Genomic DNA, 15146 nt, shown 5'->3' with positions numbered 1-15146 from the left:
TAGAAAATTCATAATGATAAAAAGAGACAACATGATAAATAAAAACATATATAAATTGCTGTTATTATTTTGTGCTTCTGTACAACTAAATGCACAGCAAATTCCAGCACCAAAGCAATCAAAATCGGTTTTGATTTTAAATGCTACTGCGCACTTGGGGAACGGAAAAGTGATTCAAAATAGCGCAATCGGATTTAAAGATGGAAAACTGACTTTAGTAGCCGATGCAACCACTATCAGACTTGCCGCTGATGCATATGACACCACAATCGACGCAACCGGAAAACACGTTTATCCAGGTTTTATTGCGTCAAACGCGACTTTAGGTTTAGTAGAAATTGATGCTGTAAAAGCATCTGATGATGAGGAAGAAATTGGAACTTTTAATCCGAATGTGAGAAGTATTGTTGCGTATAATTCAGAATCAAAAGTAGTCGAAACCGTTCGTCCTAACGGAATTTTAATTGCTCAGGTTACGCCACGCGGTGGAACAATTTCTGGAACTTCATCAATCGTGCAATTAGATGCTTGGAGCTGGAAAGATGCTATTTTAAAAGAAAATGACGGAATTCATTTAAACTTTCCATCAAGTTTCAAAAGATCAGGATCTTGGTTTGAGCCTGGAGTTATTGAGCCAAACAAAGATTATGCAAAACAGTCTGAAGAAATAAATGCATTCTTGATTAATGCAAAAGCGTATAATCAAACAACTCCAAAAGAAAGAAATATTGTTCTAGAAGCTACAAAAGGATTGTTTGACGGAACTCAGACACTTTATATTCATGCTGATGAAGAAAAGCAAATTGTAGATGCCATTCAATTAGCTGCAGATAATCAAATAAAAAAAATTGTGATTATTGGCGGATTTGAAGCTTATAAAGCAACTGCTCAACTATTAAAATATAATGTTGGAGTTCTTTTAAGACGTGTACACGATATGCCTACAAGCGCTGATCAAGATGTCAACTTGCCTTATAAAATGGCAAAAATGCTTACTGATAAAGGAATTGTTGTAGGATTAGAAAACAGTGGTGATCACGAACGTATGAGTGTTAGAAACTTGCCTTTTTTAGCAGGAACTTGCGCCGCTTTTGGTTTAGACAAAGAAATCGCTGTACAGTTAATCACTTTAAATACGGCAAAATTATTAGGTATTGACGCAACTTGCGGTACTTTAGAAACGGGTAAAGATGCAACTTTATTCATCTCTGAAGGTGATGCATTAGATATGCGTACAAACAAGTTGACAACGGCTTTCATTCAAGGAAGAAATATCAATTTAGATACTTTCCAAAATAAATTGAACAGAAAATTCAAAGAAAAATTCGGTCAGAAATAATACGATTTTTTTTTAGTCCAAAAAGGCATCATTTGAAATATTCATTTGATGCCTTTTTATTTAAAACAAAACAATTCAAGCGGCACATTGAATGATTTGAGTAGAAAAAATCATTATTTTAAGAATAATAGTATCTTTTTTTTATAAGAATTTGCATAAATGCTACTTTTTACCCATTTCAAGATTAATAAATTGTAAAATTTAAGTCTTTTTTAAGATATACACGCAAAATTTAGGGGGTCAAATTTTAAAATTAACAAAAATCAAACAATAGACTCTATTTTTTATAGGGGTGTCGAATGATTTTATACTTTTATAAAAAATTTAAAACTAAATAACTATGCGAAAAATTATTTTAAGTGTGATCCTCATCACGATTTTGTTACTATCTATTTTTTCTATCTCATTTGTTACTGAATCAAAAACATTAGGCGCTCATGTTGTTGAATTAAAATTAGACACGGGTGATACAGCATGGATGGTTGTTGCTACGGCATTTGTATTATTAATGACTCCTGGATTAGGATTTTTCTACGGAGGTATGGTAGGCAAGAAAAACGTAATCAGCACAATGCTTCAAAGTTTCATGGCAATGGTAATTGTTACAGTTCTTTGGGTAGTAATTGGTTTCGGATTATGTTTTGGTCCAACTATAGGCGGTTTCATTGGAGATCCTTCTTCAAATATATTTTTCCAGGGAGTAAGCGCAAACACAGCGTGGGAATTAGCTCCAACAATCCCGATGATTCTTTTTGCTTTATTTCAAGCAAAATTCGCAATCATTACTCCAGCATTAATTACAGGAGCTTTTGCAGAGCGTGTACGTTTCTGGGCTTACTTGCTATTCATGGTTTTATTTATCTTATTCATATATGCTCCATTATGCCACATGACTTGGCATCCTGACGGAATATTCTTCAAATGGGGAGTTCTTGACTTTGCTGGTGGTACAGTAGTACACATGAGTGCTGGATGGGCTGCTTTGGCTGGTGCAATTTTCTTAGGAAAACGTAAAGTTCAAAAAGTAAACCCTGCTAGAATTACTTATGTATTATTAGGTACAGGTTTATTATGGTTCGGATGGTTTGGTTTCAACGCAGGTTCTGCTGCTGGAGCTGGTAGTCTTGCTTCTCAAGCTTTAGGAACTACAACAATCGCGGCTGCTTCTGCTGCTATGGCTTGGGTTTTCCTTGACAAAATTTTAGGACACAAATTATCTGCGATGGGAGCTTGTATTGGAGCAGTTGTAGGTTTGGTTGCCATCACTCCTGCTGCTGGTTTTGTAAGCATTCCTCACGCTTTAGCAATTGGTATCATCGCTGCGGTAATCAGTAATATTGTAGTGAGCAAATTCCCTAAAGGAAAAATTGACGATGCTCTTGACGTTTTCGCTTGCCACGGTGTTGGTGGAATGGTTGGAATGTTATTGACTGGAGTTTTTGCTTCTAAAAGTGTAAACTCAATTGTTGGTGACCACGAAGGATTAATTTTTGGAGATGCAACATTGTTCTTAACGCAATTGAAAGCTTTAGTACTTGTATCAATATTTGCTTTTGTAAGCTCTTATGTTTTATTTTTCATTGTAAATAAAATCACTCCACTAAGAGTTACTGAAGAAAAAGAAGAATTAGGATTAGACATCTCTCAACACGGAGAGTACTTATAATAATTAATTGTCTCTTTTTGCCTTTACAAAAAAATCCCTCTAAGCTAAAACTTAGAGGGATTTTCATTTGAATTAATATTAATCCTTGCTTGTATATTTTAGATTTTAGATTGCAGACTTTAGATCATAGATTTCTTTCCATTCACTATATCTATTCCCCTTCTTCTTTCTTCTTTAAAAAACTATTTAAAATTCGCAATTCCTTCTTTTAGCCATTGCAAGTATTCTTGCGTACTAACATAGCTAATTGTTGGTTTAGAAGTATGCAAATTATTCCCTTCTAAATCAGTAAGTACATATAAAGGCTGTGTATTCGTTTTATATTTTGAAATCATAAAATCAGTCCATTTATCGCCCACTGTAATGATTTCATCCCCTGCTTTTGTCACAAATTGTTCATCTTTTGGAAGCTCTCTTTTGTCATCAACATAAAGAGAAATCAAAACCACTTCATTTTTTAAAATTGGCAAAACCGAAGGATCAGACCAAACATTATTTTCCATTTTTCGACAATTTACGCATGCATAACCCGTAAAATCAAGCATAATTGGTTTGTTGATTTTTTTTGCATAAGCTATACCATCCTCATAATCATGAAAAACCATTATTCCGTGCGGGCCTAATTCTGCTCCTTCAGGAAGACCTTCTATTTCTCCAGTATTCACGCTAGAGTTTCCAGAACCTCCAACTCCAAATGGGCTTTCGCTATATTGTGGTGGTGGTGGAAATGCACTGATTAATTTCAGTGGCGCTCCCCAAAGTCCAGGTATCAAATAAATAGTAAATATTAAGGATATAATCCCTAAATACAATCTTCCAACTGAAATATGCTGAATTGGGCTGTCGTGAGGCAATGTGATTTTTCCAAATAAATATAATGCCAAAGCTCCAAAAATGGCTATCCAAATTGCAAGGAAGACTTCTCTTTCTAAGAAATGCAATTGCAACACCAAGTCAGCGTTTGATAAGAATTTGAACGCTAAAGCCAATTCTAAAAATCCTAAAACAACTTTTACCGTATTCAACCAGCCACCAGATTTTGGCAATGAATTCAACCATCCTGGAAACAATGCAAACAACATAAACGGAAGTGCTAATGCAGAAGAGAAACCTAACATTCCAACAACTGGAGCAATTCCTCCATTTGATGCCGCTTCAACTAATAAAGTTCCAACGATTGGTCCTGTACATGAAAATGATACGATTGCCAAAGCCAAAGCCATAAACAATATACCAATCAAGCCACCTTTGTCAGCTTGTTGATCTGCCTTGTTTGCCCATGAATTCGGCAACATAATTTCAAAAGCTCCCAAAAACGAAGTTGCAAAAATAATTAGAATGACAAAGAAGATTAAGTTAAACCAAACATCGGTAGATAACGCATTTAAAGCATCAGCACCAAATATCTTAGTTACAATCAATCCTAGAATTACATAAATCGCGATGATTGATAATCCGTAAATAATTGCATTTCTGATTCCTTTTGCTCTGCTTTTGCTTTGTTTTGTAAAAAAGCTTACCGTCATTGGGATCATTGGGAAAACGCAAGGCGTAAATAAAGCCGCAAAACCACCTAAAAACGCAAAGAAAAAGATAGACCATAAACTTCTTGCAGGTGCTGGAGCAGGCATATCAGCTTTAGAAATTGGCTCTTCAATATTTGATTTTACTACTTGAACTTTTGCTGTATCTCCAGCTTTTGCAATAGTATCCACCGCAATTCCCACTACTTTTGTCTCATCCTTTTTCGCCTCTGTTATTGCTGGAACAGCTTCCATATTGAAAGTCGACGGAATCGCAATTGAGAATTTTTTATTCGAATTGATGCAAACCTCTTTACAAACCTGAAAATCAAAATCGACATCAACTGTTTTTAAATTTGGATTGATAATCTTGATTTCTTGCTCGATATGCGCTTTACCTTCAAAGAAAGTTTCATTTACTCCGAAAACATCATTAAAAGCTGTTCTGGTTTTTCCTTCTTTAGCTTTTCCAACTAATTCGTAGTTTCCTTTTTGATTTTTGAAAGCAATTTCTAGCGCCAAGGGCCCGCCTTCTGGCGTAAATTGCGAGTACATGTGCCAATCTTTTTCAATTGTTCCATCAAAAATTAATACAGCATTGTTTCCTGATTTTTTTTCAATTTTCGAAGTCCATTTTACTGGCTCTAAAACTTGAGCATTGCTTTTTGCAAATGAAAAAAGAAAAAACAGTAAAAATAAAAGAGATTTACTCCAGTAGTTTTTTGGCATTATCGCTTGGCGGTATTGATTAAAGTTCATTATTGCAGTTCTATTTTTAGTATATTATTTGTGGTATTTTCAATTTTAAAACGCTCGTCTTGCCTAATTCCAACAACCCAGACAATTTGGTCATTTGAGCACAAAATCCATGTTTTTTCTTTTTCTATCAGAGACAGCTTTTCATCTTTAAAAAGCTTGCTCACTTTTTTTGATTTTCCTTGCATTCCAAAAGGATGAAAAACATCACCTTCTGTCCATTTACGTAGAATCAAAGGAAACTGGATTTTTTCAGCATCCACAAATATAGACTTATTTGATTCTATTGTTATGTGACCTACGTTACAAAGTCTCATTTTTAAGGGAAAATTAACTTCTGTCTCATTTTCATGAATTTCAAATTCTTCGTTTTTAGGCTCGTATGAAATAGGGCTCAAAATCAAAGTTTCTCGGTTTTTAAGCAATCTGAATTCTTCCGAAAGCACTTGTTTTCCTGATTGGCCTTTTACCAAATCGTAAATATCGTTCCATGCCGAAAATCCAAATTCATTCAGCCATTGGTACAAATAGGACTTATAATTCGGAAGTTTTTTCAACTGATTTAAATCAAAATGAATATCCTCCCCTTCTTCTTTTGCCACCTGCTGATAAATCATAATCGAAGCATCTTCAACCATTTCCTGCGATTCTTGCAAATACGATTGCGTTTTCTGAAAAGCATTCAAAAAATTAGGATTGATTTCTTTTAAAATCGGAATTAAGTCATGACGAATTTTATTTCGTAGATATTTATTTGAAGCATTGCTGCTGTCTTCGCGCCATTCCATATTATTTTCTTCGGCATATTTCAGAATTTCTTCTCTTGAAAAAGGCAAAAGCGGGCGAATAATTTTGTCATTTTGTTCTGGAATTCCAGTTAATCCATCTAATCCAGTTCCTCGGGTTAAATTGATTATAAAGGTTTCCAGATTATCATCAGCGTGATGTGCTGTCAAAATATAATCGAAATTTTCTTCTTCCAAAACCTCATAAAACCAATTGTATCGAAGTTCACGCGCGGCAACTTGCGTTGATAATTTATAATCTTCGGCAAAAGCTTTTGTATCAAATTGGGTAGTGAAAAACGGAATGTTATTTTCCTTACAGTAATCCTGAATAAATTCCTGATCGCCAAAACTTTCTAGTCCGCGAAGCTGAAAATTACAGTGTAAAACGGCAATTTCATAAGGCATTTTTTTCAACAAATGCAACAAAACCATACTGTCTAATCCGCCACTGACAGCCAGAAAAAGCTTTTTTTCTGCTAAAAATGGAAAACGAGAAACGATATGATTTTGAAAGTTTGAAAACATTTGATAAATGTAAAAAATTAAATTCTATCTATTTTTAAACGAAATGTTAAGTATGTTTTTTTCCGCCACGAATTCACGAATTTATTTTAATACGGTTTGAGCATAAATAATTCGTGAATTCGTGGCGGAAAAAAATCATCGTAAAACTTCGTACATTGCTTTCGCTTTCAGCAAACATTCTTCGTATTCTTTTTCAGGAATTGAAAGCGATGTTATGGCACTTCCAACGGAAAACGAAACATATTTATTTTCTTGATTGTATAAAATACTTCTGATTACAACATTAAAATCAAAATCGTCTTCGGGAGTAAAATAACCAATTGCGCCACTATAAAGACCGCGTTTAGTCTCTTCCAGATTTTCAATGATTTTCATCACCGAAATTTTTGGCGCGCCGGTCATGCTTCCCATCGGAAAAGTTGTTTTTAAAACATCGACAGGCGAATATTGTTTGTCTAATTTCGAAGTAATTGTTGAAATCATTTGATGCACTTGCAAAAACGAATAAATCCCACAAAGCTCCTCAACCTCAACAGATCCTTTTTGCGCCGTATGCGAAAGGTCATTCCGAACTAAATCAGTAATCATGATATTTTCTGCACGTTCTTTTGCGTCGTTTTCCAAAAAATGTTTTGATTTTTTATCTTCGATAGAATCTATAAAACGTTTTGAGGTTCCTTTTATGGGCTGCGAAATTATTTTATCTCCTACTTTTTTCAGATATCTTTCTGGCGAAGCCGACAACAGAAATTGTTTATTGTTTTTAAAGAAAACCGAAAATGGCGCTTTTGATATTTCATTCAATTTCTGAAATTTTTCTAATGGATTTATAGTCGCGTTCTCAGCAAAAAATTCCATGCAAAAATTAGCTTCATACATATCGCCTTTGTGAATATGTTCCAGCATTTTATTTACTTTTTCAACATACAAATCTTTCGAAATTCGTTGCTGAATTTCTAAAGATGGCACACTTTCGACTTTCGACTTTTGACTTTCGACTATTTCACTAAAATCATCTTCAAGTTCGTCGTCACAAAGCAATAAATACTGAATTTCAAGTTGGTTTTCTTTCAATAAAAATATTTTTTTAGGTTGAAAGAAAAACAAATCCGGAAAATCGAGTCCGTCAAAATTATCCGATTTTAAATCTTCGATATCATTTTTTAAATCATAAGAAAGATAGCCAAAAAGCCAATCTTTTGTAGTTTGCTGATATTGCTTTAAATCTTCAAAAGCGTTTTGAAAATCGGTTTTTACAGACGTAAATGCGTCAACAGCCAGCAGACAGTCAAAACTTGAATATTCCTGAGGATATGAATTGCTGTCCAGAAAAACAATCTCGCGAAACTGCTGCGACCAGGTTAAAAGCTGTTGTTTGAATTGTTCTGGATTGGAAATATGTTTATGAATAGAAACTCTCAAAAGAAGTATAAATTTTAGACTTCAAAATTACGACAAAAAAATCCTTCATTAATTTTTTTTTACATTAAGACATTAAGAAAATTAAGTTCTAAATTCTAAGCATAATTCCGTTGTATAGTCAAGAAAATTAAGACCTCCGCTTTATGAATGTTAATGTGTTAATGGTTTAAAATAAATTAACAAAAAAATATTGGCACACTTTTTAGTATATCGATTTTAACACTAATTCATAAAATTCGCCATTTGATTAAAAACTACTCTTAAATTTTAACAACAAACCGTATTTACATCGTGTAAATATTCTATTTATTAATCAAATTTTAAAAATTTTATGAAAACAACTGCAAAATTAGGTTTGACAACTTTAATTTTTATTCTAGTATTATTTTCTTGCAAAAAAGCAGATTACGCTACGAGCGAAGCCTCCGCAGATATTGCCGTTATGGACAGCACTGCGATTTCATCATCGGCGGCGGTGGAAAAAAAGGACAGCAAACAGAAATTTATTCGAACCGCTGATATTAAGTTTAAGGTTAAAAATGTCGTCAAATCTACTTATGCAATTGAAAATGCTACTCAAAAATTCGGTGGATTTGTGACTTATACTAATCTACAAAGCAATATTCATGATCAGATTAAAACAAAAATCAGTCAAGACAGCACTTTAGAAACCACAAAATATTCAGTTGAAAACAACATTACGATCCGAGTTCCTAACACACAATTGGATACGGTACTAAAAACAATTGCCAAACAAATAGATTTTTTGGATTTCAGAGTCATCAAAGCCGATGATGTTTCCATAAAAATGTTGGCCAATCAGCTTTCACAGAAAAGAAACAGCATTTCTGAAAAAAGAGTCGCAAATGCAATCGATTCAAAAGGCAAAAAAATCAATGACATAGTTGAAGCCGAAAATACATTAGCAAATAAAATAGCCGAAAAAGACAATAGTACAATTGAAAATCTCTCTTTACAAGATCAAGTCAACTTTAGCACCATTACGTTGCAACTTTATCAAAACGAAACCATCAGACAAGATGTGATGGCAAGCGAAAAAGACAGCGTTGCTTATAAACCTAATTTAGGAATCCAGGCCATTGATGCTTTAAAAAGTGGCTGGTACATCTTGGAATCAATCTTGATTTTCTTTATTAATATTTGGCCGATCATTTTAATAAGCCTTGGAGGATTTTTTCTTTACAAGAAATACATCAAGAAATAAGAAAAGTGTTAATAAAATAGCAATTTAATAATGAAAAAATCGTTATATTTGATATAGATTTCAATTAATCCCAAAACAAGGTCAGATCAATTGAAAAATCCTCAATAAAACAGAATCAAAATACCAATTCTGCTTATGAGAAAATTACATTAGACGATTTCCAAGCACATTATTTATATTTTTTAACTTATTTAAAAATCCTAAGTATTATGAAAATTGCTACTATTATTGTCCGTGTTTTAATTGGTCTTTTGTTGCTTTTTGCTTCCATTAGTTTTTTCTTTCACTTAATGCCAGCAGAACCAGCCACCAATAATGATTTTAAAGCCTTTAATACAGGTTTAATGGCTTCTACTTATTTAATGCCCTTGGCTAAATCAATTGAATTGCTTTGCGGAATTGCATTTGTAACAGGACGTTATGTAACATTAGCTAATATTTTGATCTTGCCTATTACGGTAAATATCTTGTTTATCAATTATTTCCTGACGCCAGAAGGCCTGCCAATCGCCGGATTATTATTTCTAGGCAACTTATTTTTGATTTACAGATATTGGGATAATTACAAAAGTGTTTTTACAGCTTAATTATTTTCAATTAGAAATAAAAAAACCCGATACCTTCAAAGTATCGGGTTTCTTTTTAATTTGTTTTGTCATGTTTTACCCAAATTAAATCAGAAATCTTGTATCCAATTTCTTGGGCTTTAATCAGAAAATCAGCTTTAACACTTTCAGTAATTGTAGTTTCTCTTGAAAGTATCCACATATACTTCAAACTTTCGCCTGCAACAAGAGCATATTTATAATCTTGATCTACTGCGATAACATTGTATCCAGCATAAAAAGGACCAAAAAATGAGACCTTAAGCATACCAATATTGTCCTTTTTGACAAACTTGGCTTTCCCGATACTTTCCTCCCATTTGTCTTTTTTGACATCATAGCCCTTATTATCAACTTTTATAGTGCCATTGTCATTCAGCGAATACTCGGCGGTGACGTTATTTAAATCTTTTTCCCATTTATAATCTAACCTTGCGATTTCATACCATTTTCCTAAATATTTTGCCTTATCAAAGTTGGTTACGGCAACCGCTTTTTTAGGAATTGTAGAACCGCAGGAATAAAGTACCGCTACGATTCCCGCTCCAAGAAGAATTGGAGCTATATATTTATTTTTCATAACATTATCTTTTAAATTTAAATAAAGATAACATCTGAAATACACATCTAATTTACAAAATTTTTCTTTGATTTTATATTTTTCGCGTATAAAAATTGAAGCCAATAAAAAACCCGTCAGAAATTAATTTTGACGGGTTTTTGAAATATGATTTACGTAAAAGATTATACGTGTAAAGCTCTGTTTTCAGTTGCTGCCAAAGCTGCTTCTTTTACCGCTTCCGCGAAAGTTGGGTGTGCGTGGCTCATTCTTGAAATATCTTCAGCAGAAGCTTTGAATTCCATTGCTGTAACCGCTTCAGCAATTAAATCTGCTGTACGAGCACCAATCATGTGAACTCCTAAAACCTCATCTGTTTTCTCATCAGCAAGGATTTTTACAAATCCGTCTAAGTCAGCACTTGCTCTTGCTCGTCCTAACGCTTTGAAAGGGAAACTTCCAGATTTATAAGCAACTCCTGCAGCTTTCAATTGCTCTTCAGTTTGTCCAACTGCCGCAACTTCTGGCCAAGTGTACACTACACCCGGAATTAAGTTGTAATCGATATGCGGTTTTTGACCTGCTAAAATTTCAGCAACCATTACTCCTTCTTCCTCTGCTTTATGCGCCAACATCGCTCCACGAACAACGTCACCAATTGCATAGATATTCGGAACATTAGTTTGTAAATGATCATTTACTTCAACTTGTCCTCTGTCTGAGATTTTAACTCCTGCTTTGTCAGCGTTTAATCCGTCTGTGTACGGACGACGACCAACAGAAACTAATGAATAATCTCCCTCAAGAGTGATTGTTTCTCCTTTTGCATTTTCAGCTTGAACGACAACAGCATCTCCATTTCTTTCAACCGATTTTACTTTGTGAGAAACGTAGAATTTCATTCCTTGTTTTTTCAATACTTTAGTCAATTCTTTAGAAAGAGCTCCGTCCATTCCAGGAATGATTCTGTCCATGAATTCAACTACAGAAACTTGAGCGCCAAGGCGAAGGTAAACTTGTCCAAGCTCGATTCCGATAACTCCACCACCAATAATAACTAAATGTTTTGGAACTTCTTTTAAAGCCAAAGCTTCAGTAGAAGTAATGATTCTTTCTTTATCAATTTTGATAAATGGCAAAGAAGATGGTTTTGAACCTGTAGCAATTACAGTATATTTTGCTTCGATAGTTTCAGATGTTCCGTCAGCTTTTGCAATAGCAATGTGAGTTGCATCTACGAAAGATCCTAAACCATTGAAAACAGTGATTTTATTTTTATCCATTAGGTAGTTGATTCCACCTACAGTCTGATCTACAACAGCTTGTTTGCGGGCAATCATTTTCTCTAAGTTGATTTTTACATCGCCAGAAACTTCGATTCCGTGATCTGCAAAATGAGCGATTTCTGAATAATGGTGAGAAGAAGATAATAATGCTTTTGAAGGAATACAACCTACGTTAAGGCAAGTTCCGCCTAATGAATTATATTTTTCTACAATTGCAGTTTTGAAACCTAATTGTGCGCAACGAATTGCTGATACATATCCTCCAGGACCTGAACCTATAATGACTACGTCAAATGAACTCATAGTATTTTGTTTTTATTTTAGCGGTTACAAAATTAAGCAATAAAGTTCTGTTTGAAGTTTAATTTTCAATGTTTTTTGCGTGAAATTTTGGGCGCGGGTTTTCTGCCACGAAGGCTCTAAGGCACAAAGTTTTTTTTACAAATAATATTGAATCAATAGCGTCCAGCTTTAGCTGGATGGTAAATATTGTCAACACTAAAAAGGCTTTAGCCAAACTGTAGTAGATTTGGCTAAAGCCCTTTTCTATCTAAATATAAATCCTCCAGTTGAAGCTGGAGGCAACTAATAAATACTTTGCGACTTAGCGTCTTTGCGTTTTTGCGAGATTAAAAAACTTAGAATCTAAGCAACTTACTTAAGGTTTTCTTTCTGGTTTTCTCGAAGTAAGAAATACCGAGTAAATAATTATTTCAGTACCAATAATCTCATATATGATAACAAATGGAAATTTAACCAAAGTCATTTCTCTATAACCTGGCTATTTTTTAATTTCAAATAATTCTGGATTTGTCTTCAAAACCTTAAGATAAGATTTTAAATACCTTAAAAATTGCTTTCCTAAACCTTTGCTTCGACTTTCGTAGAATTCAATAGATTCATTTATTTCTTTTTCTGCTAATGGTAAAATTTTGATTTTAAAAACCATATTTAGCATTCAATCGTTGTTCTGCTTCTTCCCAAGTATTTGCCTGTATTTCTCCAGACAAATATTTTTCTCTTTCTTCAGCAACTTTATTGTAATGTGAATCTGGAACGATTGACTCTTTTTCGTCGTGCTTAATGGCATCAAAAACACTTTCCAAAATTTCTAGTTTTGAATCGTCATCAATGAATTTTCCAAAATCTTTTATGAGCTTACGTCTTAATTCCTTTGTTTCCATTTTGTTTGTATTTAAACTCAAATTTAAGTTTTTTTAGCTTTGATTTTTGTTAATGTTTTCCGTTTATGCATTAACGCAATGTTAGACGCACTGCAGTGCGTCTCTACAGAAAAACTTAGAATCTCAGAATCTTAGTAGCTTAGTAGCTTAGAACGAAATCACCGTCGAATTCTTCACCTCGCTAATCATAAACATGCTTTGCGTACTGCCTATATGCTGTAACGAAGTTAATTTAGTTACTAAAAACTCTCTGTACGCTTCCATATCTTTTACCAGAACTTTCAAAATATAATCATAATCGCCACTTACGTGGTGGCATTCTAAAACTTCATTTAGTTTGATTACTTCACTTTCGAATTTGGTTAAGAATTCTTTTGTGTGCTGAATCAATTTTAAATGGCAAAAAACCACAAATCCTTTTTCAATTTTAGATTTATCAACTAATGCTGCATAGTTTTTTATAATGCCTTCGCGTTCTAGCTTTTTAATTCGTTCGTAAACTGCGGTTACAGATAAATTCAGTTTTAAAGACAATTCTTTGTTAGTCTTTTTACTGTCGGTTTGCAGTAAAACCAAGAGTTTTTTATCGATTTCGTCTAAAGTCATTTCGCTGATAGTTTGTGGTTGATTGTTGATAGCTTATTTACATCGGAAAGAAAATCTAATTTACATTGTTTTTCGCTTCAAATTTAGATTAAAAATCCCATTAAATACATTTTTGTAGTTTTAAAATCTAATTGTTTATTCTACAGTTGATTATTTTTCTAAATAGATCTTACTTTGAATAGAATTTCTTTTGAAATCGAGATTCCTAGCTAGCCCTGATAGAAGTGGAAATCCTTTTGTGCCGGGGTTCGGCACAAAAGATTGAAACGGATAGCAGGAAATAGCTCCTAAAAATTAACACTAGGTTCAAATAACTTGAAATCTGAAACTTGAAACAAAACAAACAAAAACTATCTATATGAAAAACTTCAACCCAGCAGATAAAATTCAGGATTTGCAATATTTTGGAGAATTTGGTGGCGTGAACCCGTCGATTTCTGACTCTTCTACTTATACTTTTCTTTCGGCTAAAACCATGTTTGATACTTTTGAGGGCAATATGGAAGGCTGTTATTTGTACTCGCGCCATTCATCTCCAAGTAATTTATATTTAGATCAAGCTTTGGCAGCAATGGAAGGAACAGAAACAGCAAACGTTTCAGCTTCGGGAATGGGAGCGATTACACCTACCCTATTGCAATTGTGCAGTGCTGGCGACCATATCGTTTCGAGTCGAACGATTTATGGAGGAACTTATGCTTTCTTGAAAAATTTCACTCCAAGATTTGGGATTGAAACTAGCTTTGTTGACATCACAAAACTGAATGCTGTAGAAGCGGCAATTACGCCAAAAACCAAGGTTTTATACTGCGAAACAGTTAGCAACCCTCTTCTTGAAGTGGCAAATATTGCTGGTTTGGCACAAATTGCTAAAAAGCATAATTTAAAACTGGTTGTCGATAATACGTTTTCGCCTTTATCGGTTTCTCCAGCAAAATTAGGTGCTGACATTGTGATTCACAGTTTGACAAAATACATTAACGGAAGCAGTGATACGGTTGGTGGCGTGACTTGCGCTTCTAAAGAATTTATCAATTCGCTGAAAAATGTAAATTCGGGAGCAAGTATGCTTTTGGGACCAACGATGGATAGTTTGCGTTCTGCAAGTGTGATGAAAAACCTTAGAACACTTCATATCCGAATTAAACAGCACAGTCATAATGCGCATTTTCTGGCTGATATGTTTGAAAAAGACGGTTTAAAAACGGTTTATCCAGGATTGAAAAGCCACCCAAGCCATGAATTGTACAAAACGATGATCAATCCTGAATATGGTTTTGGAGGTATGTTGACAATTGACGTTGGAAGTTTGGAAAAAGCTAATGAATTAATGGAATTAATGCAAGAAAGAAATCTTGGTTATCTGGCAGTTAGTTTAGGTTTTTACAAAACGCTTTTCAGTGCACCGGGAACCTCAACTTCTAGCGAAATTCCGCTTGAAGAACAGAAAGAAATGGGATTAACCGATGGTTTGATTCGTTTTTCTATTGGCTTGGACAATGATATTGATCGTACTTATATGATGATGAAGGAATGTATGATTGAGCTTGGGATTTTAAATTCCACAGAGATTCGCAAAGAAGTTTACGCAGAGGTTCGCTAAGATTTCTCTCTCGCAGATTTGACTGATTATGCTGATTATTGTAGAAATCTATAAAAACA

Annotated in this window: 12 protein-coding genes; 5 read left to right on the top strand and 7 right to left on the bottom strand. The window is 34.0% G+C overall.

The features are described from left to right. Positions 1-31: 31 nt before the first annotated feature. Both SCB73_RS12255 and SCB73_RS12250 read left to right on the top strand, forming a co-directional pair. Positions 32-1339, top strand: a complete 1308-nt coding sequence (locus SCB73_RS12255; RefSeq protein WP_320566511.1) for an amidohydrolase family protein — start codon at positions 32-34, stop codon at positions 1337-1339. A gap of 340 nt (positions 1340-1679) precedes the next feature. After that, on the top strand, positions 1680-3005 hold the full coding sequence (locus tag SCB73_RS12250) for an ammonium transporter (RefSeq protein WP_320566510.1): 1326 nt from the start codon (positions 1680-1682) through the stop codon (positions 3003-3005). Between the two features lie 182 nt (positions 3006-3187). Here the strand turns inward: SCB73_RS12250 and SCB73_RS12245 are convergent, their stop codons facing one another. The 3 genes from SCB73_RS12245 to SCB73_RS12235 all read right to left on the bottom strand — a co-directional run bounded on the left by SCB73_RS12245 (position 3188) and on the right by SCB73_RS12235 (position 8019). After that, on the bottom strand, positions 3188-5287 hold the full coding sequence (locus SCB73_RS12245) for a protein-disulfide reductase DsbD family protein (protein ID WP_320566509.1): 2100 nt from the start codon (positions 5285-5287) through the stop codon (positions 3188-3190). After that, entirely contained in the window at positions 5287-6597 is a 1311-nt protein-coding gene (gene tilS / locus SCB73_RS12240; RefSeq protein WP_320566508.1) for a tRNA lysidine(34) synthetase TilS, read from the bottom strand. Before tilS ends, SCB73_RS12245 begins: the two co-directional genes overlap by 1 nt. Positions 6598-6732: 135 nt before the next feature. After that, positions 6733-8019: an anthranilate synthase component I family protein gene (locus tag SCB73_RS12235; RefSeq protein ID WP_320566507.1), complete on the bottom strand. Its 1287-nt coding sequence runs from the start codon at positions 8017-8019 to the stop codon at positions 6733-6735. Positions 8020-8350: 331 nt separating this feature from the next. Here SCB73_RS12235 and SCB73_RS12230 point away from each other — a divergent pair, with 331 nt between their 5' ends. Both SCB73_RS12230 and SCB73_RS12225 read left to right on the top strand, forming a co-directional pair. Next, entirely contained in the window at positions 8351-9244 is an 894-nt protein-coding gene (locus tag SCB73_RS12230) for a DUF4349 domain-containing protein (RefSeq protein ID WP_320566506.1), read from the top strand. A gap of 209 nt (positions 9245-9453) precedes the next feature. Next, a complete protein-coding gene (locus SCB73_RS12225; protein WP_026728810.1) occupies positions 9454-9831 on the top strand; it encodes a DoxX family membrane protein in 378 nt (125 codons plus the stop codon). A 55-nt stretch (positions 9832-9886) separates the two neighbouring features. On the opposite strand, the gene SCB73_RS12220 is transcribed toward SCB73_RS12225, so the two are convergent. From SCB73_RS12220 to SCB73_RS12205, 4 genes are all read right to left on the bottom strand, one after another. Further along, a complete protein-coding gene (locus tag SCB73_RS12220; protein ID WP_320566505.1) occupies positions 9887-10429 on the bottom strand; it encodes a lipocalin family protein in 543 nt (180 codons plus the stop codon). A 164-nt stretch (positions 10430-10593) separates the two neighbouring features. Next, complete coding sequence (lpdA, locus tag SCB73_RS12215) at positions 10594-11997, bottom strand: dihydrolipoyl dehydrogenase (protein WP_320566504.1); 1404 nt, start codon at positions 11995-11997, stop codon at positions 10594-10596. A gap of 635 nt (positions 11998-12632) precedes the next feature. Beyond that, the gene (locus SCB73_RS12210; RefSeq protein WP_320566503.1) at positions 12633-12878 is read right to left on the bottom strand and encodes a hypothetical protein; all 246 of its coding nucleotides are present in this window, start codon (positions 12876-12878) and stop codon (positions 12633-12635) included. Positions 12879-13025: 147 nt separating this feature from the next. Beyond that, a complete protein-coding gene (locus tag SCB73_RS12205) occupies positions 13026-13484 on the bottom strand; it encodes an Lrp/AsnC family transcriptional regulator (RefSeq protein WP_053471104.1) in 459 nt (152 codons plus the stop codon). 358 nt (positions 13485-13842) lie between these two features. On the opposite strand from SCB73_RS12205, the gene SCB73_RS12200 reads away from it, so the two are divergent. Continuing rightward, positions 13843-15087 (top strand): aminotransferase class I/II-fold pyridoxal phosphate-dependent enzyme, encoded by a 1245-nt coding sequence (locus SCB73_RS12200; protein ID WP_320566502.1) that lies wholly within the window; start codon positions 13843-13845, stop codon positions 15085-15087. Positions 15088-15146 lie beyond the last annotated feature (59 nt).

The sequence above is a fragment of the Flavobacterium sp. KACC 22761 genome, from assembly GCF_034058155.1.
Lineage (GTDB): Bacteria > Bacteroidota > Bacteroidia > Flavobacteriales > Flavobacteriaceae > Flavobacterium.
Note: the sequence above shows the minus strand (reverse complement) of the source record. Positions and strands in the feature narration are given on the sequence as shown.